The 19,022-nt window shown below is 48.2% G+C and carries 16 protein-coding genes and 2 pseudogenes; 5 read left to right on the forward strand and 13 right to left on the reverse strand.

Features of this window, described 5'->3' with window-relative positions:
- Positions 1-58: 58 nt before the first annotated feature.
- The 3 genes from ald to ACFYU8_RS19720 all read right to left on the reverse strand — a co-directional run bounded on the left by ald (position 59) and on the right by ACFYU8_RS19720 (position 3,204).
- Positions 59-1,183 (reverse strand): alanine dehydrogenase, encoded by a 1,125-nt coding sequence (gene ald, locus ACFYU8_RS19710; RefSeq protein ID WP_390302473.1) that lies wholly within the window; start codon positions 1,181-1,183, stop codon positions 59-61.
- A gap of 131 nt (positions 1,184-1,314) precedes the next feature.
- A complete protein-coding gene (locus ACFYU8_RS19715; protein WP_390302476.1) occupies positions 1,315-2,553 on the reverse strand; it encodes a PucR family transcriptional regulator in 1,239 nt (412 codons plus the stop codon).
- Positions 2,554-2,634: 81 nt separating this feature from the next.
- Positions 2,635-3,204, reverse strand: coding sequence for a helix-turn-helix domain-containing protein (locus ACFYU8_RS19720; RefSeq protein ID WP_390302479.1), 570 nt, complete (start codon positions 3,202-3,204; stop codon positions 2,635-2,637).
- 225 nt (positions 3,205-3,429) lie between these two features.
- Here ACFYU8_RS19720 and ACFYU8_RS19725 point away from each other — a divergent pair.
- Positions 3,430-4,730, forward strand: a pseudogene (locus ACFYU8_RS19725) (MFS transporter).
- Positions 4,731-4,747: 17 nt separating this feature from the next.
- Positions 4,748-5,734 (forward strand): ornithine cyclodeaminase family protein, encoded by a 987-nt coding sequence (locus tag ACFYU8_RS19730; protein WP_390302482.1) that lies wholly within the window; start codon positions 4,748-4,750, stop codon positions 5,732-5,734.
- 67 nt (positions 5,735-5,801) lie between these two features.
- Here the strand turns inward: ACFYU8_RS19730 and ACFYU8_RS19735 are convergent, their stop codons facing one another.
- On the reverse strand, positions 5,802-6,155 hold the full coding sequence (locus ACFYU8_RS19735; RefSeq protein WP_048034664.1) for a response regulator: 354 nt from the start codon (positions 6,153-6,155) through the stop codon (positions 5,802-5,804).
- A gap of 119 nt (positions 6,156-6,274) precedes the next feature.
- Positions 6,275-6,466, reverse strand: a complete 192-nt coding sequence (locus tag ACFYU8_RS19740; protein WP_390302486.1) for a hypothetical protein — start codon at positions 6,464-6,466, stop codon at positions 6,275-6,277.
- Positions 6,467-6,639: 173 nt separating this feature from the next.
- On the opposite strand from ACFYU8_RS19740, the gene ACFYU8_RS19745 reads away from it, so the two are divergent.
- Together ACFYU8_RS19745 and ACFYU8_RS19750 are read left to right on the forward strand one after the other, a co-directional pair.
- Entirely contained in the window at positions 6,640-7,650 is a 1,011-nt protein-coding gene (locus tag ACFYU8_RS19745; RefSeq protein ID WP_390302489.1) for a BMP family ABC transporter substrate-binding protein, read from the forward strand.
- A 5-nt stretch (positions 7,651-7,655) separates the two neighbouring features.
- Positions 7,656-9,476, forward strand: coding sequence for an ATP-binding protein (locus ACFYU8_RS19750; protein ID WP_390302492.1), 1,821 nt, complete (start codon positions 7,656-7,658; stop codon positions 9,474-9,476).
- On the opposite strand, the gene ACFYU8_RS19755 is transcribed toward ACFYU8_RS19750, so the two are convergent.
- Together ACFYU8_RS19755 and ACFYU8_RS19760 are read right to left on the reverse strand one after the other, a co-directional pair.
- Complete coding sequence (locus ACFYU8_RS19755; protein WP_390302587.1) at positions 9,473-10,273, reverse strand: alpha/beta hydrolase family protein; 801 nt, start codon at positions 10,271-10,273, stop codon at positions 9,473-9,475. The genes ACFYU8_RS19750 and ACFYU8_RS19755 overlap by 4 nt on opposite strands.
- A gap of 5 nt (positions 10,274-10,278) precedes the next feature.
- Positions 10,279-10,979: pseudogene (locus ACFYU8_RS19760) on the reverse strand (LysR family transcriptional regulator).
- Between the two features lie 62 nt (positions 10,980-11,041).
- Here ACFYU8_RS19760 and ACFYU8_RS19765 point away from each other — a divergent pair.
- Entirely contained in the window at positions 11,042-11,212 is a 171-nt protein-coding gene (locus tag ACFYU8_RS19765; protein WP_390302495.1) for a rhodanese-like domain-containing protein, read from the forward strand.
- A gap of 200 nt (positions 11,213-11,412) precedes the next feature.
- Here ACFYU8_RS19765 and ACFYU8_RS19770 read toward each other — a convergent pair whose 3' ends face one another.
- From ACFYU8_RS19770 to ACFYU8_RS19795, 6 genes are all read right to left on the reverse strand, one after another.
- Complete coding sequence (locus ACFYU8_RS19770) at positions 11,413-11,928, reverse strand: GrpB family protein (protein WP_390302498.1); 516 nt, start codon at positions 11,926-11,928, stop codon at positions 11,413-11,415.
- Positions 11,929-12,160: 232 nt separating this feature from the next.
- The gene (locus tag ACFYU8_RS19775) at positions 12,161-12,574 is read right to left on the reverse strand and encodes a S1 RNA-binding domain-containing protein (RefSeq protein WP_390302501.1); all 414 of its coding nucleotides are present in this window, start codon (positions 12,572-12,574) and stop codon (positions 12,161-12,163) included.
- A gap of 127 nt (positions 12,575-12,701) precedes the next feature.
- Positions 12,702-13,820, reverse strand: a complete 1,119-nt coding sequence (locus tag ACFYU8_RS19780; RefSeq protein WP_390302504.1) for an acetate/propionate family kinase — start codon at positions 13,818-13,820, stop codon at positions 12,702-12,704.
- 63 nt (positions 13,821-13,883) lie between these two features.
- Complete coding sequence (locus ACFYU8_RS19785; protein WP_390302508.1) at positions 13,884-14,387, reverse strand: VanZ family protein; 504 nt, start codon at positions 14,385-14,387, stop codon at positions 13,884-13,886.
- A 109-nt stretch (positions 14,388-14,496) separates the two neighbouring features.
- Entirely contained in the window at positions 14,497-17,745 is a 3,249-nt protein-coding gene (locus ACFYU8_RS19790) for an efflux RND transporter permease subunit (protein WP_390302511.1), read from the reverse strand.
- Positions 17,738-18,985, reverse strand: coding sequence for an efflux RND transporter periplasmic adaptor subunit (locus ACFYU8_RS19795; protein WP_390302514.1), 1,248 nt, complete (start codon positions 18,983-18,985; stop codon positions 17,738-17,740). The genes ACFYU8_RS19790 and ACFYU8_RS19795 overlap by 8 nt, the downstream gene beginning before the upstream one ends.
- Positions 18,986-19,022: the final 37 nt, after the last annotated feature.

Below are 19,022 nucleotides of genomic sequence, written 5' to 3' on the forward strand. Positions count from 1 at the left end.
AAAAAAACTGCTTGCCGTAAACTCGGGCAAGCAGTTTCTTCTTTTATTTACGTTGAAGCTAGTTTTTCACCAGCAAAACTTCTTCGATAGAAGCATATGGCAGGTTATGCGCATCAGCGACAGCCTTGTAAGCTACTTTGCCGTCGATGACGTTTACGCCTTTCGCCAATGCTTTGTTGTCGCGAATCGCTTGTGCGTAGCCTTTGTTTGCCAATTGTACCGCATAAGGAACGGTTACGTTGGTCAGGGCCAATGTAGATGTACGAGCGACTGCACCAGGCATGTTGGCTACCGCGTAGTGAATCACGCCGTGCTTCTCATAGGTCGGCTTGTCATGCGTCGTGATGCGATCTACGGTTTCAATCGATCCACCTTGGTCAATCGCTACGTCTACGATCACAGAACCAGGTGTCATCTCTTTTACCATATCTTCTGTTACCAGACGTGGAGCACGAGCGCCTGGAATGAGTACAGCGCCTACCAGCAAATCTGCCTTTTTCACAGCGCTTGCAATGTTGAAGGAATTGGAGATCAGCGTCTGAACGCGGCCTTGGAACAGGTCATCCAGTTGGCGCAGACGGTCTGCGTTTACATCGATGATCGTTACATTTGCACCCAGTCCAAGTGCCATTTTCGCTGCGTTTGTCCCTACGATTCCGCCGCCGATGACGACTACCTCGCCTTTTGGTACACCTGGTACGCCACCGAGCAGAACGCCTTTTCCACCGTATTGCTTTTCCAAGAATTGCGCGCCGATTTGAACGGACATGCGGCCTGCTACTTCAGACATCGGCATCAACAGAGGCAGAGCGCCATTGTCGAGCTGGATGGTTTCGTAAGCGATTGCAATCACTTTTTTATCGATCAATTCACGAGTCAATTCAGGCTCTGGTGCGAGATGCAAATAGGTGAACAGAATCAGACCCTCGCGGAAATATCCGTATTCAGCAGGAAGTGGTTCTTTTACTTTCATCACCATGTCAGCCGCCCATGCCTCTGCTGCTGTTTCCACGATCTCAGCGCCTACTGCCTTGTAATCCTCATTCGTAAAACCGCTGCCTTGCCCTGCACTTGTTTCTACACGAACCGAATGTCCGTTTTGTACTAAAGCAGCTACACCTGCTGGCGTAATAGCTACACGGTTCTCATTATTTTTAATTTCTTTTGGAATTCCAACGATCATGATAAGTATGTCCTCCTTGGAAACGCCGATTTCTTTGCGATTACTATTATTGTACAGCGTATCTTCAGGCATACTCCTTGGAGATTCCTTTAATTTTAGCGTATTTTCATTTGTGAAAATTCACAAACAAACTACTGTTCCCCATCTAATTTCGCGATTTTCAGCTCTAAGTATAAGGCGGCCCGCTGGTTCATATTGTCGAGATCGACACGCATGATCTCCTCAATTCGTCTCAGTCGGTAGCTCAATGTATTGATGTGAATATGCAGGCGCTCTGCTGTCTTGTTGACCTTGCCTGCTGCATCCAAAAAAGTCTCTAATGTCGTCAAGAGCGTGGTCTGATTGTCGCGATCGTACTGTCTGAGCTTTTCCAGCCGTTCATTCTGATAGCCCTGTTCCTCTTCCCACTGCTTCAACTGTAGTAGATATCGATAAATCCCAAGCTCGTGGTACCCGTGAATGCCCTCATTTTCCTGCGGAAACAGCTTCTTGATCTTGAGCGCGTGAAGCGCTTCCCTGTAGCTTTTCACAATATCCGTATAGGACTTGTAATCTCTCCCGTACCCGGCAATCACCTGACGTCCTTCCGTGACATGTGCTTCGAGCTTGCCGAGCGAGTCGGACAGGAACTGTTCCACCTTGCGAATGAGCACGTCACTCTTCTCTTTTTTCGCTTCGGACAGACCGATCAATAAGATGATTTGCGAGCCGTCGACAACCCAGAGCAGCTTGTCACGCATTAATAATGGATACAAGTACTGATCCAGACGCGCTCCTGCCGCTTCAATAATACAGATTAAATAAGAGGTCGGAAGCTGCATCTGCAAGATGTCCGCTTTTTGACGAATGGCAGCCTCACTGCTGTGATTCCCCAGTAACAGCTCCCACAGAAATTCCTTGCGTCGCTGCTCCTCCGCCTTGCGTTTTCCCTGCCGCTGGATGAGACGCGAGACAGCTACACGTGCTGCCTGACGAAGAATTTCATCATCTTCCCGGGTAATCGGTCGATTCACCTCTTGTGCCCAAATATAGCCGAGCACGTCGCTCCCTCTGCGAATAGCTATCGCCACACGCTTACCCAAGCCTATTTCGTCCTTGGCTGGGATGTGTACGGGGTCGTCTTGCGTTAACAGCTCCTGAAATACGCCGTCCTTCCACAGGCGCGTCAGCACTTTTTCCGGCACCCGTCGCCCCATGATGGTAGACCACCGCGCTTCATCTGTGCTTTCTCCGTGCGAGCTGTAAGCAATCAGTTTATGATCGGCATCTTCAACCGTTATCGGATTTTGCAAAAGTTCTCCAATGACATCAGCTAATTCATCGATATCAGCATGCTGATACTGTTGAAAATAGTTAGGCTCTACGGGCACAATTTCACCTCTTTACCGCTCTTTTCTACGCGTTCCTTTATTATAGTAGAAAACATGACTTCGCTAAACGCTCTCGGTCAATTAATAAGGAGCGGTCGGAATCATGTCGCTGTCATGCGAATTGACACAAAGGAACCTGGTGACCTCGCCTGTACGATTCATCCAGTTGTGCGATACGGATGAATCCATATGAATGCTGTCACCAGGGAACAAATCATGCTCCTCTTCCCCTAGCAAAAGAGTCAGCGCACCCTCAAGGACGTAAATAAATTCTTGACCCTTGTGCACAAAAGGCGTGCCTTTTTCTCCATGCGGCGAAAGCGTGACGAGAATCGGTACCAGCGACGGATTCGCCAAGCGCCCGGACAGGTCCTCATACACAAAAGGCGCACGCTGAAGCTGGGATCGCTCTCTGCTCGCCCTGCGTACCTGCTCATTCCCCCCACTCGACTCACCCGAAAAGAAATAGCCTGGGCTCACTCCCAAGGCTTCCGAAATTTTTTTCAAAGACTCCAGTGTAATGGAAGACTTTCCGCGCTCTACTTGGGACAAAAAGCTGATCGACAGCTGTGTTTTTTCCGCGATTTGTTTGAGTGTCTTCTTTTTGCCGACACGAAGCGATTTGATTAATACACCAATGGTAGGTTCCATTTGCATACCTCGCCGTAAAAAGGATAGGTCTATCATACTCTTTCCTGAAAAAAGTTGTAAAGTTAGCACAAGTATCAATTTTTACTATTGCTACAAATTATTTTGCATTTTATAATTTTTATTATTATCAGATATGTAATCGCTTTATTCTCAAAAATTGAAGTGCTACTTCACTCTTGAATTGAAGTGACACTTCAATGTCTACTGACAAAGGAGGATTACCCGATGGCATTACAAACACAGACTGCCGTTTCCAAAAAGGTTCAAAACAAAGCGTTGGTCGCGAGCCTCATTGGCAGCTCCATTGAATGGTTTGACTTTTTTCTGTATGGAACCATGGCATCGCTCGTCTTCAACAAGCTATTTTTTCCTTCTTCTGATCCAAATGTAGGCTTACTGCTCTCTTATCTCTCATTTGGTCTTCCGTTTTTCATCCGGCCTTTGGGTGGCGTCATCTTCAGTCATATCGGAGACAAAATCGGTCGCAAAAAGACACTGGTCTTGACGTTGTCCCTGATGGGAGGCGCTACCGTTTTGATCGGTTTGCTGCCTGATTACAATGCCATTGGCGTTTGGGCTCCGATTCTTCTCGTCCTGATGCGTTTGATTCAAGGCTTGGGGATCGGCGGTGAATGGGGAGGTGCATTGCTTCTCGCCGTAGAGTACTCCGGCAAAGGCAAACGCGGCTTTTTTGGCAGTATCCCTCAAATGGGTGTTACGATCGGCATGCTGCTCGGTACGTTGGCCATTTCTTTGATGAGTGCACTTCCAGATGATCAATTCATGTCTTGGGGCTGGCGAATTCCGTTTCTGTTGAGTGCGGCACTTGTCTTTGTAGGACTCTGGATTCGCAATGGCATCGATGAGACACCTGCTTTTCAAGAAGCAAAAGCGACCGGGAACATCGCAAAAGTTCCCATCGTAGATACATTCCGTTACCACTGGAAAGCCGTTCTGATTGCCGTCGGAGCCAAGGTCGTTGAGACGGCGCCATTCTATATTTTCTCGACATTTATCATTGCCTACGCGACCAACTACTTGGGGTACGACCGAATAACGGCGCTAAATGCCGTCACGATCGCTACCTTGGTAACAACCATCGCGATTCCGTACATGGGCATGCTGTCTGATAAATTCGGCAGAAAGCCGTTGTATATCACAGGGACAGTAGCCATGATGCTATTTGCATTTCCATACTTTTATATGCTGTCATTAAAATCGGCCCTGTGGCTTACCGTCGCTACTGTCATCGGACTCGGCATTCTCTGGGCTCCAGTGACAGCTGTATTGGGTACGATGTTCTCGGAGATTTTCAGTACGAATGTACGCTATACTGGGGTTACGGTGGCTACCAGCTCGGTGCTGCTTTGGCCGGTGGTACTGCTCCGCTGATCGCTACTGCCTTGTTAAGCACTTTTAACTCCTGGGTGCCCATCGCCTTGTACATCGTGATTTCCGGGGTAATCTCTCTGATCGCCATCTCTGCTACGAAGGAAACAAAGGATTTGAATTTAGACGAATCCTGATGGAAAGGAAGAATGAAATGCTAATATTAAGCCGTGAAAACATTGAACAAATCTACACGATGAAAGATTGCTTGGAAGATGTGGAGCACGTCTTCCGTGAGCATATGCTGGGAAACGTCACTACACCTGTTCGTACTGCCATTGACCATCCGAAATTCGGAGCGACCAGTCTATACATGCCGTCCTATTTGGAAACGGACGATTATGTAGCGGTAAAAATCATCAGCATTTTCCCTGAGAATCACAAGCACGATATCAAAGCACTCCAAAGCGTGATCGTATTGACCGAAGCAAAAACGGGACAGCATGTGGCGATGATGGACGCGAGTCTGTTGACGATTATGCGCACAGGTGCAAGCAGTGGCGTTGCAACCAAATACTTGGCAAAAGAAAAGGCGAAAAGCTGCGCTGTTTTGGGCTGCGGGGCACAATCGATCGGGCAGATTCAAGCCGTCATGGAAGTCCGTCCGCTGACAAACATTTATCTCTATAACCGCACGCGAGAGAAAGCGGACGAAATGAAACAAACTCTACTTTCCCTCTACCTGGAGTGGCAAGGCGAAATCACGGTCATGGATGATGCCAATGAAGCGGTTGCGAATGCCGAAATCGTGATTTGCAGCACCAAGGCTACCAGCCCGTTGTTTGATGGAACATGTTTGCGCCCCGGTACGCATATCAATGCCATCGGTGCTTTTCTCCCCCATATGCAGGAGGTCGACTTGACTACCGTACAAAACAGCAAAGTCGTGGTCGATACACTGGAGGGAGCCCAGCACGAAGCAGGCGATCTGCTCATTCCGATTGAACGCGGAGAATGGAGCTTCGAACAAATGCATGCTGAGCTGGGAGACATTTTGATTGGGAAAAAGCCTGGTCGAGAAAACGATGAAGAAATCACGCTGTACAAATCCGTGGGGGTTGCCTATTTGGACACAGCCGTTGCCAAAACGGTCTATGAACGGGCGAAAGCAAACGGCATTGGAACAGAAATCAGTTTGTAAATCTCGTCTTATAGCAAAACAGCCGCCACCCCACCCGGGATTTGGCGGCTGTTTTGCCTTTTCCTGTTTACAAAAGTCGTGCGATTGCATCGAGAATCTGCTCTTTTTGAAAAGGCTTCACGACGAAATCACTCGCTCCTGTTTTCATCGCTTCCAGCACTTTCTGCCGATGCCCGACTGCCGAGCAGATCAAAATTTTGGCATCTCGGTCAAAATCCAAGATGTGACGCATGGCTTCGATCCCATGCATGTGCGGCATGGTAATATCCATCGTAACAATGTCAGGCTTGAGCTCCTTGTATTTTTCAATTGCTTCCAAGCCATTGCTCGCTTCTCCACAAACCTCATGTTGCTCGCCTAACATATCCGTCAGCACCCTTCTCGTGAAGGCTGCGTCATCTACTATCAGCAATCGGGCCATGCAATCTTATCCCCTCGCATCTCGCTTGCTATTCTACTTCCTACTTTTGCAGAAATCGCAAGCCTTGTCCACGAGAGAAAATGACTACTTTTGTCGAATAGCTCGAAATCCGATCGGCATTATGAAATAAATCCGATTCGCTCGCTGCTCTCTTTCGAACCGTTGTCGCTGGCGGGTTCGGCTGTCCCGCTCGACGCTAGAGGGCTATCTGGTTTCGGATGTGGAGTGGTCTCTCCAATCTCTGGTCGATCGACCTGTGTTACCTCATCAGGAATATGAATCTGGGGGATTTCCAACATATCGTTTTCCATCGCGTGTACGCCTCCCTTCTGTTCCCTATTGGCAGGAGGATCTATTCTCCATATGTTTAGCCTGTCCGTATCCCTTTTTTCCATGCACAACCTTCAGAGAACCGATATAATAGGCATGACATGTATCTATATTTTCAAATGGATTATGCTTTTTTTCTATGGAGGAATCCCGCATGCCAAAGCTGCTGCCATTTCCCGTCTTATTTACCGGTTTAGTAGTCGGGCTGCTTCTGCTCATTACCAGTCAGTTCGTTACCAGCATGAAACATCTCGATAAAGTCATAAATAAAAGCAGCCATTCTTCTGACAAAGTGCGTGTCGCCCTGTTATTGGAGGGCCCCACTTACGATCAGGGCTGGAACAGCAGTGCACTGGAGAGCATGACAGAACTGCAAAAAAGATATAACTTTTCACTCGAAATCGCCAACAACATCAAACCGGAGCAAATCACGAAGGTGGCTGAGAAGTATGCAGCCAATGACTATGATCTCATACTCGGTCATGGCCTCATCTTCTCCGATCCTTTTACAGAAGTGGCACAGCGCTATCCGAAATCACACTTCCTCTCCTTTAACGGTGAGGCTCCGCATCCAAATCAGACGACTATTCGCTACGATATGAAGCCTGCCGGCAAGCTCGTAGGTATTCTTGCCGCGAAAATGACGAAATCGGATAAAGTCGGATACATCATGGTGGACAAGCCCACAGAAATCCATCAAGTAGAAGGCTTTATCGAGGGAGTGAAAAAGGCATCGCCCCAAACAACTGTGGTCGTGGGAAAAGTTCCTGATTTCAATGATATTCAGGGAGCCGTTCTCACGACTCGCGACATGATTTCACGAGGGGTGGATGTGATCTACACCACAGGCGACAGCTTCAATCTCGAAGTGATTACAGAAGCGCAACGCTCAAAAGTATTCACCATCGGATATATTGCCGATCAACGCTACATCGCTCCAGACTACGTGCTGGCCTCCATGATGCAGGATGTTCGCCAATGCTACCGCATCATCATGGAGGAGTTCATTCAGGGGGAACTCCCTAATGGAAAAGTTATGTACGGGCTTGCCGAAGGAGTCAACCAGTTCAGTCAATTCGGTCACATGGTGCCAACAAATGTTCGTGAAGATTTGGAACGGGAACTGAAAAATCTTATTCCTTCCCGTGGCTCGTATGGAGGTTAATTAGCATGCCCCTTTTCAGCAATCTCGGATTTCAGAAAAAAATCATGCTCAGCTATCTCGTAATGATGCTTCTTATCGGTTGCGTGACGACTCTGTTCAGCTATCAAATGACCAAGGTCACCTCTGATGAAGTGTATTTGACGCAAAACCTCTTGCCGCAAACGAGCGCCTTACTGGAAGTCAAAAATCAGATCTACACCAAGACGTATGCGCTAAACATGTATACATTAACACGAGACGAATCTTACCTGGATCAGTACTATACGAATCTGATTGATACGGCTCGCTTTTCCTCGCTTCCCAAAACGGAGGCGAACAGCGAATTGTTTTCCATTATTGAATCCATCTCCAAACTGGACTTTATCTTTTTGAACAAAATCAATCCGTTGCTGCAAGCAGGAAATGTTCCAGCTGTCAGCTATGTACTAGACAACGATGTAAAGCCCTTGCTCGATCGATTGGATCGAGATCTCTCTTTCTCACTCAATCAGCTGGAGTATCAGACGAACAAAGAGTTTCAGAATTCGAATGAGAGTATCAAAGTCTCATTGATCCTGACGTATTCGGTTTCCGTAGCCTCTATCTTGTTTGGTCTGTTCTGCACGTTTTACTTCCGCAATGAGCTGTTGCGTCCGATCCAATCTCTGATGCAGCAAGCACGTGAAGTATCCAAAGGAACATTCGGTCAGCAAATCGTCTATACCCATCAAGATGAATTCCTTGAGTTGGCGCAGGAGTTCAACAAAATGTCGAGCAGCATCGCCAATCTCTTCGCACAAGATGAAAGGCAGCGGCAAATTTTGACCGAAGAAAAGAACATCCGGGAGCAAATCTTAAACTCCCTGCCTGTTGGTATTATTACCCATTCCCATGCGACAGTCGGTCGTCATGTAAACCAGCTGGCACAGCATTTGGTCAAGCTCGACGATCACGGCTACCCGGTGTCCAAGGATTCCTTTGAAGCACCCACATGCAATGAGCCGACTCCTTGGTTCGTCAATCGCAAAATGACCTTATACAAAAAAGACGACACGCCATTCATTGCCCTGGTCTCGTACATCCCTTTGCACAATCATCACCACGATCAGGAAACGGGGTGGATGGTCGCCTTCTTGGACATTACGGAGCAGGAGCAAATTCAAGAGTACTTGAATCAATCCGAGAAGCTGGCCATGGTCGGTCAGCTAGCTGCCGGAGCCGCTCATGAGATCCGCAATCCGCTAACGGTCATCTACGGCTTTATCCAGCTATTGGAACAACGCTTATCGAATCAAGAGCGTGATTTGTATTACTTGCCCTTAATCTTGCAGGAAATTGAACGAGTCAACCGCATCGTGACGGAGTTGCTGATGCTCTCCAAACCGTCCAAGCCCGATTATCGCGAGGTTGCACTAGCCGGTGTCGTTCATTCGATTCTTCCCTTGATGAAAGCCGAGGCCATGCTGCATGGAATAGAAATCGTAGATCGCTGTGATCCAAGCATTCGCATTCACGTCGATGTCGAGCAATTAAAGCAAATCCTGTTAAATCTAATGAAAAACAGCATTGAAGCCATGAAAGACGGCGGCGTTCTCTCCATTGAAAGCAACCTGGATGATCAAGCTGTCCATATTCATGTCAGAGACACGGGAGAAGGCATTTCCCAAGAGTATCTCGTGCGTATATTCGATCCGTTCTTCTCCTTAAAAGAGGATGGGACAGGATTGGGGCTGCCGATCTCGCGACGAATGGTCGAAAACCACGGTGGAGAGCTGCACGTGAACAGTAAGCTGGGGAAAGGCACGGAAATCATCATCACACTGCCGCTTACACCCAAAGAAGATTAGGCTTGTGCATCCAGCCAAGCAAACATCTTGCGCGTATACATCTCGATATCTTCTCCGACAAACAGATGGCTGGCCCCTTGCGCCAGCCATTTTTCATACGGTTTGCCTGCCCGCGTCAGCGCATCTGCCAATCTATGAGCATGTTCCACTCCCACATTCTCATCTTCCGTTCCATGTATGATCAGCACGGGGCAAGAAATCTCGTCAATCCGATACAAAGGCGTCCGATCGCGATAGGCATCCTCCTGCTTACGCGGGTGACCGATGATTCTGCGCAGCATCCTTCTCAGATCAACCCGCTCCTCGTAGGTCAAAAACATGTCGCTGACGCCACTCCATACAACGCAAGACAGCACGTCCTTGCACTCCATTGCAGCAAACAAGGCCATGACGCCGCCACGTGAAAAGCCGTAAACGCTGATTCGCCCCTTGTCCACCTTCTCCAGGCTTCGGAGCAATTCGAATGCGGCAAACACATCATGCCTGTCTGCCCCTCCGAATTCATCCCGACCCTCTCCACCTTCGTTGCCACGGTAATGAGGAGCGAGGACCACGTATCCAAAAGCAGCCATCTGACTGATTCTCTCCGGTCTGACGCGTCCCACTCCTTTAATCCCCCCTCGGCAATACAGGAGAGCTGGCAGACTTGCTCCCTCCTGAAAATAGGCTTCTGGTACAGCCAATGCAGCTTTTACCAGCAAGTCTTGACTGTAGTAGCTGACGGTATAGAGCCGCACTCCCGGATGGACTGTCTCCTCAGGTGTACATGTGACAAATGGCGAAATATCTAGCTGCATCCTGCTCACGATTCCTCTCTCTGTGATCTCGTAATCGTATCCACAAGCGTCACCATCGAAGGTGATAGCCATTTCTTTTTATGATAAACAAGCTGAATGGAAAAAGGCGGTTTCTCCGACCGGAACGGGATGGCTGAGAGCTCCCCTTCTGCGAGCTCTCTTTTGACCGCCATGAGCGGTAACAAAGTCACCCCTAAGCCACAGCGCACACACTGCTTGATCGCCTCCGGATTGCTGAACTGGCAGGCTACTCGCTGCGTCATCCCGGCCTCTCCAAAGGCCTCTAGCAGCATGCCCCGATACGTACAGCCTTCTTCGGTCAATACAAGCGGCACCCCGGCCAAATCATGGACAGTGAATGAGGGTATTGCTGACAAAAAGCCTGCAAATACGGTGGCAGAAAGAACGCCGTCAATGTATCGATCGTTCCTATGGCAATGGGACCTGTTGTCTGTTGCTTGATTACCTCTTTAGATTCCCCATACAGACGAATCAATTCCCGAGCGTACGGCAGCAAGGCTTCACCTGCCTGTGTCAGCCGCAGCTTGCGTACGTATCTTTCAAACAGCGGTGCTCCATACGACTGCTCCAGCTTTTGCATTTGTGCGGTTACTGTCGGCTGTGCATAGCCTAGTTCTTCTGCTGCCCGTGTAAAGCTCCCATACCGGGCTACTTCGCGAAATGTATGTAAATAGACTAGCTCCATCCCGCTTCCTCCCATAGAAATCAGTAATGACATTTATTAAATAGTATAGATAACTGTGATGATTGCTTCCATGCTATGCTTTGTACATAACCATCGCACGCCCCGCCGCATCACCTGAAGTAGCCCTCACTCATTTTCTCGACAAGCTTTCTCTTGAGACAGATGTCGCAGATGTATGGAATGACATGCAAAACGGTGTAGAAGGCTTCTACATCCTGGATGCCCGCAGCTAGAGAGCGTATCGGGATGGGCATGTTCCCGGGGCCCTGAATCACTCCCATGCGCTGATTTCGGCTGAAACGACGGCTGCTCTGGACCCGACCAAGCTCATGGTCGTCTACTGCTGGGGTCCCAACTGCAACGGTGCCGCGAAGGCGTGCGCGAAACTGGCCGCTGTTTTATTACGCTATCGATACCCTTTAGCGCAGCGATACTATCTACCCATAGCCCATTCAGTTGCCTGCCTGTCAATTTCAAGTCCCAGCTTTTCCTTTCCCTTGATATATGACGATACATCATAAGGAAATTGAACTGCCAGTTCTGCTTTGAGGTCTCCGTAACTTTTGGCTACTTTCGGATGAGTTCTTAAATAATCTCGAAAAGCAAGGTGTCGCTGAATTTGTGGATTTCCAAGAGCATAAATGTGAATGTGATGAGTTCGGTCGGTGCCGCCAATAGTAAAATAACGTCTTCCAACTATTCCATTCTCGCCTCTTGACTCATAACCTCGATGAACAAATTGCTCATTATATTCATCTACTCGATAGATGTCTTTGACAACTGGCATAACGTCAATTATAGGCTTAGCATTTAACCCTGGGACAGATGTACTCCCTATATGATGTATTTCAATAATTTCCGTACCAAGAATTATTCGAAGGTTTTCAGCTTCTTTCTCAAATTTTGAAACCCAGAGAGGGTTATAGGACTGAACCTCTACTTTCCTCATTTTCCTCACCATCCATTCCGTTATACTGCCCGTTAGCATAATGTCCGATAGTCAGTCTAATACTATATTTTCTCAGTCTAAAACATTATTTTCTTCGAACAGCCGCTCTCGGCTTTCGAGTAAAAGAAATGCTCGGGGGGTTTGAATACTGGCTAAAAGAAGGAAATCCACTGGAACACTAGACGCAAAAAAGGACGGGAATCATCCCGTCCTTTTCACGTTATCGCAAGGCTTAGTAGCCGCGTTTTGCGTTCTTTTTGTTGATTGTCGCAAGGTTCTCTTCGCTGTGCTTCATCCATTTTTTCATCTTATCTTCGAAAGAAGCTCCGCTTTCTCGTTTTGCATTCCCTCCGCGGTCGCCTCCACGATATCCACCACCACGGCGTTCTTCACGTTCCGGACGCTCAGGCGCTGGGAGTGCTGCGCGAACCGAAAGCGAGATTTTACCTACATCATCAATGGAGAGTACTTTTACCTTTACTTGTGCCCCCACGGTAAAGTGATCATTGATATCCTTAACAAAACCGTTTGCTACTTGGGAAATGTGGACCAGCCCCTGCTCGGTTTCGCTGACTGCTACGAACATCCCAAACGGTTTAATCGCTGTCACTTTTCCTTCGATGATGCTTCCCACTTGTACTGCCATCCAGTTTGCACTCCTTTTATTTTTTCAGAAAAATGGTGAGAACCTCAAACCAGAAGCCTCATTCTCTTAGTATAGCAGAGAAATTCCAATACTGAAAAGCCTATTCTTTCTAGGCGCTTATTCCAAACTATTTATGGCCTAGTTCAAATGCATCCATCGCCATAACGAGCTCTTCATTTGTCGGGATTACCATTACTTTAACTGGAGAGTACTTCGTGCTAATAAATGCCTCGCCTTTGCTTGTGCGATTTACCTCACGATCAAGGTTGACCCCAGCATATTCCAGACCAGCGCAAACCAGTTCGCGCACGGCAGAACTGTTTTCTCCAACACCCGCTGTAAAGATAATGCCGTCGACTCCATTCAGTCGCGCGAGGTACAGTCCCACATGCTTATGCAAAATCGTGGTAAACAATTCCAGCGCAAGCTTACTGCGATGATGTCCCTCTTCTGCTTTTTTCATCACGTCACGCAAATCATTGGATACACCTGATACGCCCATCAGTCCGCTATTGTTATTCAAAATCTTAATAGCGCCAGCCGTATCGGTCTTTTCAATTTCCTCGATATACGGGATGATACCTGGATCAATGTTTCCGCTGCGTGTACCCATGGACAGACCAGCCAACGGTGTCATACCCATCGACGTATCATACGATTCACCATTTCGGATCGCCGTGATACTTACCCCGCTACCGATGTGGCAGCTGATCAGACGAAGCTGCTCTTTCGGGCGAGCCATCATTTCTGCTGCACGACCCATTACATAGCGGTGAGACGTTCCATGAAAACCATATTTGCGAATGCCGTATTGTTCGTAGTATTCATAAGGCAGTGCATACAAATACGAGGATGGTGGCATTGTTTGGTGGAACGATGTATCGAAAACAGCTACGTGAATCAGATCAGGAAACAAACTTTGAGCAACTTCAATCCCGGTCAGGTTGATGGGGTTATGAAGCGGGGCAAAACGGGACAGGTTACGAATTTCGTCTTTTACTTGGTCATTGACAATAACGGATTGCTTGAATGCTTCCCCGCCGTGGACAACACGATGGGAAACGATATCTATCGAATATTGTTTGAGGGATTCAAACACTCCCCGAATAGTATCTTCATATTGATCACGCTGGATTTGTTCCAAATAATCATGTGCGATCAAGGTTTTGGAAGGCATTTCATACAGCTTGTACTTCACAGAAGAACTTCCGCAATTCAGTACAAGGACATTCATTTTTTCTAACACGATCTAATCCACTCTCCAATCATTCAATCACAGCCTTCTCTCCTCATAGGATGGATAGGCTTCCTACATTTTATAACGATATGCTCTTCGTGAATACAGGTAATTGAGAGCAATTATCAACAACATCGTGACAGATCCAGAGGCATCGAGTAAAACATCTTGCACCATTCCGGTTCGATCCGGTGTAAACGTCTGGTGCCATTCATCCAAAACAGCCGTCATCACACTGAGAAAACCGCTCCAGGGCAGTGCTTGCCCAAACGAGAGATGATGCGAAAACACGCGGTACCAGCTAAAAGCCAAGAGGGCAAAAACAGTAAAGTGTGTTCCTTTCCGGATAAAGAACTCAATAAAGCCAGCCGCTCCTTTTTCTTCCAAGCTCACTTCCCTACCTGCGTAAGGAATGGATATGTCGCCTATACGGTCCTGTATGCTCTGTTCATCTACGAGCTTGTCTATCGTCCCTCGCATATCTTGCTTGGCGTATGGCTGTGAAGAAGAAATGAACAACCCTAGCAGAATAGCGATCAAAAGCAAGTAATCCCCTATTTTTCGATATCGACGCACGTGTTTGCTACCCCCTGCTTTCGATTCTCTTTCCTATCTTACCATGACGCATATGTGGTTAGTCCGTTACAGCTACGTGAACGATTGAAAAAGAAAAACGCCAGCCTATTTAGCGGTTGGCGTCTTGTGTAGAAGAAGATAGTGGCAGGAAGTCCTCTTGTGCAGGCACATACTCCCTGGAATCATGATTCGTGGCTTCGGCTTGCACTGTTTTTTGTGAGCGGGCTTGCTCCCGTTTTCTTTCTTTGAAATCGCGGCGATGTACTTGGCCATTTTCCCACCAAATCCGTAAATGACGGGCGAGGATCGGCAAGGACATCTCAGAATGGGCTGCCTGTCTTTGCATGGCAGCATATTGCATACCAGGAAGAAGTACCATGGTGGCAAAAGCCCCCATTAGAATGCCAAACAATAACACGCTGGCAAAGGACGCAAACGAATCATTCCCAACACCCAAGCCCCCAGCCAGAGGAAGGCTGGCTAACGCGATCGCAAAGTATATCCCCGCTTGATTGACTAGGGTGCGTTTGGCCCCCAGCTTAATACCGTCCCAAGCTCGCTCTTGCTCGGCTTGGGCCTTGTACAGCTCATCCATCGCAAGAAGTGCCTGCAAAACGATGACGGCAATGGCAGCCACGATTCCGTAAAAGCCCATGACGTTCATGGGTCGATCCAACCACAGCAATCCCAGCGAAAAGCCCCCAGACAAGGCTGGCAAGAGAACGAGGGCAAATAATCCATCGCGTGTTCTGCGTTGCAAAAGCAAGCTCATGATAAGTACGAGGGCAACCAGACTACCGATCGTCAGGAACCGGCTACTCAAGTCAACCGTGTTGAGTTTTTTCTCTTCCAATTTCTTCAGCTCATCGTCGTTATATACGGTGTAGCCTTCCGGTATCGTCACCTTTTCTTGCATGGAATAAGGAATAATGTAAGACCACAGCTCAATTCGATTTGGGTCTGTTACCGCACTGCTTACCTTGAAGACATACAGCCCGTCTTCCCGTTGATAAATGGGCGGTTCGCTGCCGATGGACCAATCTACCAGCTCAGACAGTCGTACCGTACCTTGTGATGTTCGAATCAAAATATTTTTCACCTGATCCGGATACTCCATCCACCCGTCAGGAAATCGGACGTGGATAGGTACCTGACGCTCATTCCAATAGACACTGCCAACTGTTTTTTCTCCTAAATAGCTCTCTAGCTGTCTCTTGATCTCCTCTTGCGTAATCCGGTAACGTGCCAGCATCTCTTGTTTCGGACGAATGTCGATAAAGGTCCCCTCTGCACCCGGACCGATTCTTTCGTCTGTTACAAGTTCTCGCCCATCTTTATCCTTCACAGTCTGTTTTTCCATGAATGCCAGTACTTCATTGGCAATGTTCTGCGTCGTTTGCAAGGATGGCCCCATGATCGTCAATACGAGACGACTTGCCTTATCTTTATTAATGACCAGAGCAAACGGATCTGTTTGTGGAATATCTCGCAGTTCTTTATCCAGTACTTTTTCCAGCTCCGAAACTGACTGCGTCCAATCGTATTTGTCCACGAGCTTTACTTGAAACCTTAGATTTTCTTCGGAGGCAATTGTATAGACATCCCGCACTTCGGCAATGGCGAGCAATCGCTCCTCCGCTATTTGCGCTGCTCGCATGGCATCATCGATGCTGCTTCCCTGCACCATTGGCAAAGAAAGCGACTTGTCCCCATAATCAAGCTTGGCGTACGGATCTACTAAAATAAACGACTTGAGCAAAAAGACAAAGGCAAGCGAGGCAACCAGTGTGATTCCATAAGGCAAATACCCTTGTTCCACCAGTCGTTCCCAGCGATCTTGAAAATAACTTGTCACTTTGTTGGAGGCCCGTGGTGTTTTCTTCTCTACTTGTTCGGAAGCTTTCAGCCACGTTCCTGTCAGTACCGGCGTGATAAATCCATAGACAAGAATAAGCGCAAATGTCCCCAGCAGGAGAACAGGCCAAGCATCGTACAAGACAATCTTGTCTTCTGCCTTGAGGAAATCAGTGAAGACGACACCTGTCCAACAGGCTGCCACTACGACAACCGTGAGTAAAATCGGCTTCATCAAACTCCAGGCCACTTGCAAACAACGAACGAACGAGTACGAGGGCAAGCGAGAAAACTGATGAAACAACGCAGAGCCTGCTCCTGTGAACAATAGCGAAAACAATAGGAGTGGTCCAAGCGTGGAGAGCGTCAATGGGATTCCCCAAAGCCACATGCCCCCCAGGACACTGCCGACCGCAAGAACGTTTGCCAAAAACGCAAGTACAGCCCCTGCCAATTGTTTTCGGGTCAGGTACAAAAAGAGAGAACAGATGATAGCAGTTAGAACAGCAAGTGCCCCAAGCTGTCTCAATGCAGCAGTGATTGTCTGCGCATCGTCACTAAACAAATCGAGGCGATATTTTCCGCCTGAAGCCTGATTCAACTCAGCAACCGCTTCATCTACTTGCTTGCTGATTACAGGCAATTGCCCGACATCTGCTGCATACACAGTGATTCCTAATGCAGGCGAGTCCCGGTACATCCCGATTTGTTCGCCTTTGCTCCCGCGTCGATCACGAATGTCCGCCAACGTATTTAGTGGCACGTATCCTTTATCGGTGGAGATCAATTGCTTCCCCAGATCTTGCAGCCCTTCCGATTTACTCGTCCATTGAATAATGGTTCGATCCTTATCAGTGCCAACAGAACCTACCTCTTCCCCGACCACATCTGTCGGCAGTTGCGACAGAACATCAGCAGGTGTAAGCCCGTAGGCGAGTAGCATCGACGGTCGGAAAATAATATCTACCTGCTCCTTCAAGGCTTGCTTGTCCATTTCGATGCGAGCAATTCCTGGCAGATTGATCAATTTATCGTACACGGTATTCTGGGCAATATCAGACAAGGTCTGCAAATCCGTACCGTACAACAGGTAAAAGCCAATTTTGCTATCAGCCAGATTGCTTTGGCTGACGCTCCACTCCTGCACTGGAAGCTGCTTCGTGATTTCTCCCAGCTTCTTTTCCAAACGTTCCTTGTAATCCGAACCGATCTGTTCCGATGTTTTTACAGTAATAACCGCTGACCCCATCCGAGATTCGGAAGCAATCGTAAGCACACTTCCTAATGAACGTACCGATTCCTCCACTTTTCTCGCGACCGATTCATCTACTTCCGCAGAGGAGAGTTTGGGTGCTAAGAGACTGATTGTATATTCAGGCACAGACCGATCAGGGAACGTCTTGATATCCAGCCTGAACCAAGCTCCTACCGCAAGTAGACAGCAAATGACCGCCAGAATGCGGGCAAAGGAGGGGACAATCGCTAAAAATGTCTTGTTATTCATCCGCCACCTTCACCGCCTCACCATCCACTACATACGACAAGCCTGCAGCAACAATCTGGTCACCAGGCACGAGACCTTCCACTACCTCATAGAAGGTTCCTTGCAATGCGCCCACTTTGACAAATGTCTTTTCCACTGAATGTTCATTGATTTTCATGACGTAATATTCTTCATCAGAGACACCAATGCTGCTAACTGGAACGAGCGCAACATTTGACGCTGGCAGCGGGTACTGACAAGTGACGGTCATGCCACCCTTCCATGCTACATTCTTGCCGTCTACGGTCACCTCGACTGGATAAGATCCCAAGCTGGTATCCATAACCGGTGAGACAAACGTCACTTTTCCTTCTGCTTCACTGCCGTCTGGAGCTTTCACCTTTACCACTTTACCTGCCTGCCAATGGGCGATTTGCTCCCTTTCTACCTGCAATTTCACAAGCCAGGAACTCGTATCGACCATCCGAATGACCTCTGTCCCAGGTCCGGCTTGCTCCGATGCGGTCTTGGAGATCGCTGCAACCACACCTGTAAACGGAGCTTTGATCACCGCATCAGCCGCTTCCTGCTTCGCGCGGCTCAATTGAACATTGGCCTGCTGAACGCTTGCATTCGCTTCTTCGATATCCAGTGGATCGGCGCCCTTCAGCAGGTTGTTATACGCCACTTGTTCTTCTTCCAGACTCAGCTCGGCCTGTCGCAGAGCTGAGGTCAGCTTGTCTTTTTCATCTTTCGAGATAGCTCCATTCGCATACAGAATCTCCGCTTTAGTGAGTTCGTCGCGAGCTTTTTGCATCTGTTCTCTCGCTTTTTCTACCTGCAGCTTCTTGGTCTGCACCTCATGACTCTCCGGTCCCTTGGAGGCCTTTTCCCGCTTGATCGCAGCACTAGCTACCTGTCCTTGGGCTGCGTGAACTCCTTGCTGCAAGGCCGTTCCATCTAATGTCGCCAACGTCTGCCCCGCCTTGACAGTGGCTCCTTTTTCAACGAGAATGCCTGAGATTTTGCCTGAGGCGCCAAACGATAAAGCCAGCTCTTGAAGCGGTGCTACTACACCTGCGACATCCATCAGTCGCTCATCCTTGCCTTGCTCCACCGTATACGCACTCACGGTTTTCACCTTGATCACAGTATCTTCTTTTGTTCGTTTCAGACCTTCAACATTCTCATTCAGCTTTTCGCACCCTACGAGCAGCAGGACCACAACCGTGAGACTTATCCATTTTTTCGTATTTTTCATTCCTGCAACCCCACATTTCCCCCTGAATCTTCCTATA

It is taken from the genome of Brevibacillus sp. NPDC003359, assembly GCF_042878995.1.
Lineage (GTDB): Bacteria > Bacillota > Bacilli > Brevibacillales > Brevibacillaceae > Brevibacillus.

Bases quoted from the DNA above. Each gene is read 5' to 3' on its own strand.
- ald (WP_390302473.1), bottom strand. From the start codon at position 1,183: ATGATCGTTGGAATTCCAAAAGAAATTAAAAATAATGAGAACCGTGTA.
- ACFYU8_RS19720 (WP_390302479.1), bottom strand. From the start codon at position 3,204: ATGGAACCTACCATTGGTGTATTAATCAAATCGCTTCGTGTCGGCAAA.
- ACFYU8_RS19730 (WP_390302482.1), top strand. From the start codon at position 4,748: ATGCTAATATTAAGCCGTGAAAACATTGAACAAATCTACACGATGAAA.
- ACFYU8_RS19735 (WP_048034664.1), bottom strand. From the start codon at position 6,155: ATGGCCCGATTGCTGATAGTAGATGACGCAGCCTTCACGAGAAGGGTG.
- ACFYU8_RS19740 (WP_390302486.1), bottom strand. From the start codon at position 6,466: ATGGAAAACGATATGTTGGAAATCCCCCAGATTCATATTCCTGATGAG.
- ACFYU8_RS19745 (WP_390302489.1), top strand. From the start codon at position 6,640: ATGCCAAAGCTGCTGCCATTTCCCGTCTTATTTACCGGTTTAGTAGTC.
- ACFYU8_RS19750 (WP_390302492.1), top strand. From the start codon at position 7,656: ATGCCCCTTTTCAGCAATCTCGGATTTCAGAAAAAAATCATGCTCAGC.
- ACFYU8_RS19755 (WP_390302587.1), bottom strand. From the start codon at position 10,273: ATGCAGCTAGATATTTCGCCATTTGTCACATGTACACCTGAGGAGACA.
- ACFYU8_RS19770 (WP_390302498.1), bottom strand. From the start codon at position 11,928: ATGAGGAAAGTAGAGGTTCAGTCCTATAACCCTCTCTGGGTTTCAAAA.
- ACFYU8_RS19775 (WP_390302501.1), bottom strand. From the start codon at position 12,574: ATGGCAGTACAAGTGGGAAGCATCATCGAAGGAAAAGTGACAGCGATT.
- ACFYU8_RS19790 (WP_390302511.1), bottom strand. From the start codon at position 17,745: ATGAATAACAAGACATTTTTAGCGATTGTCCCCTCCTTTGCCCGCATT.
- ACFYU8_RS19795 (WP_390302514.1), bottom strand. From the start codon at position 18,985: ATGAAAAATACGAAAAAATGGATAAGTCTCACGGTTGTGGTCCTGCTG.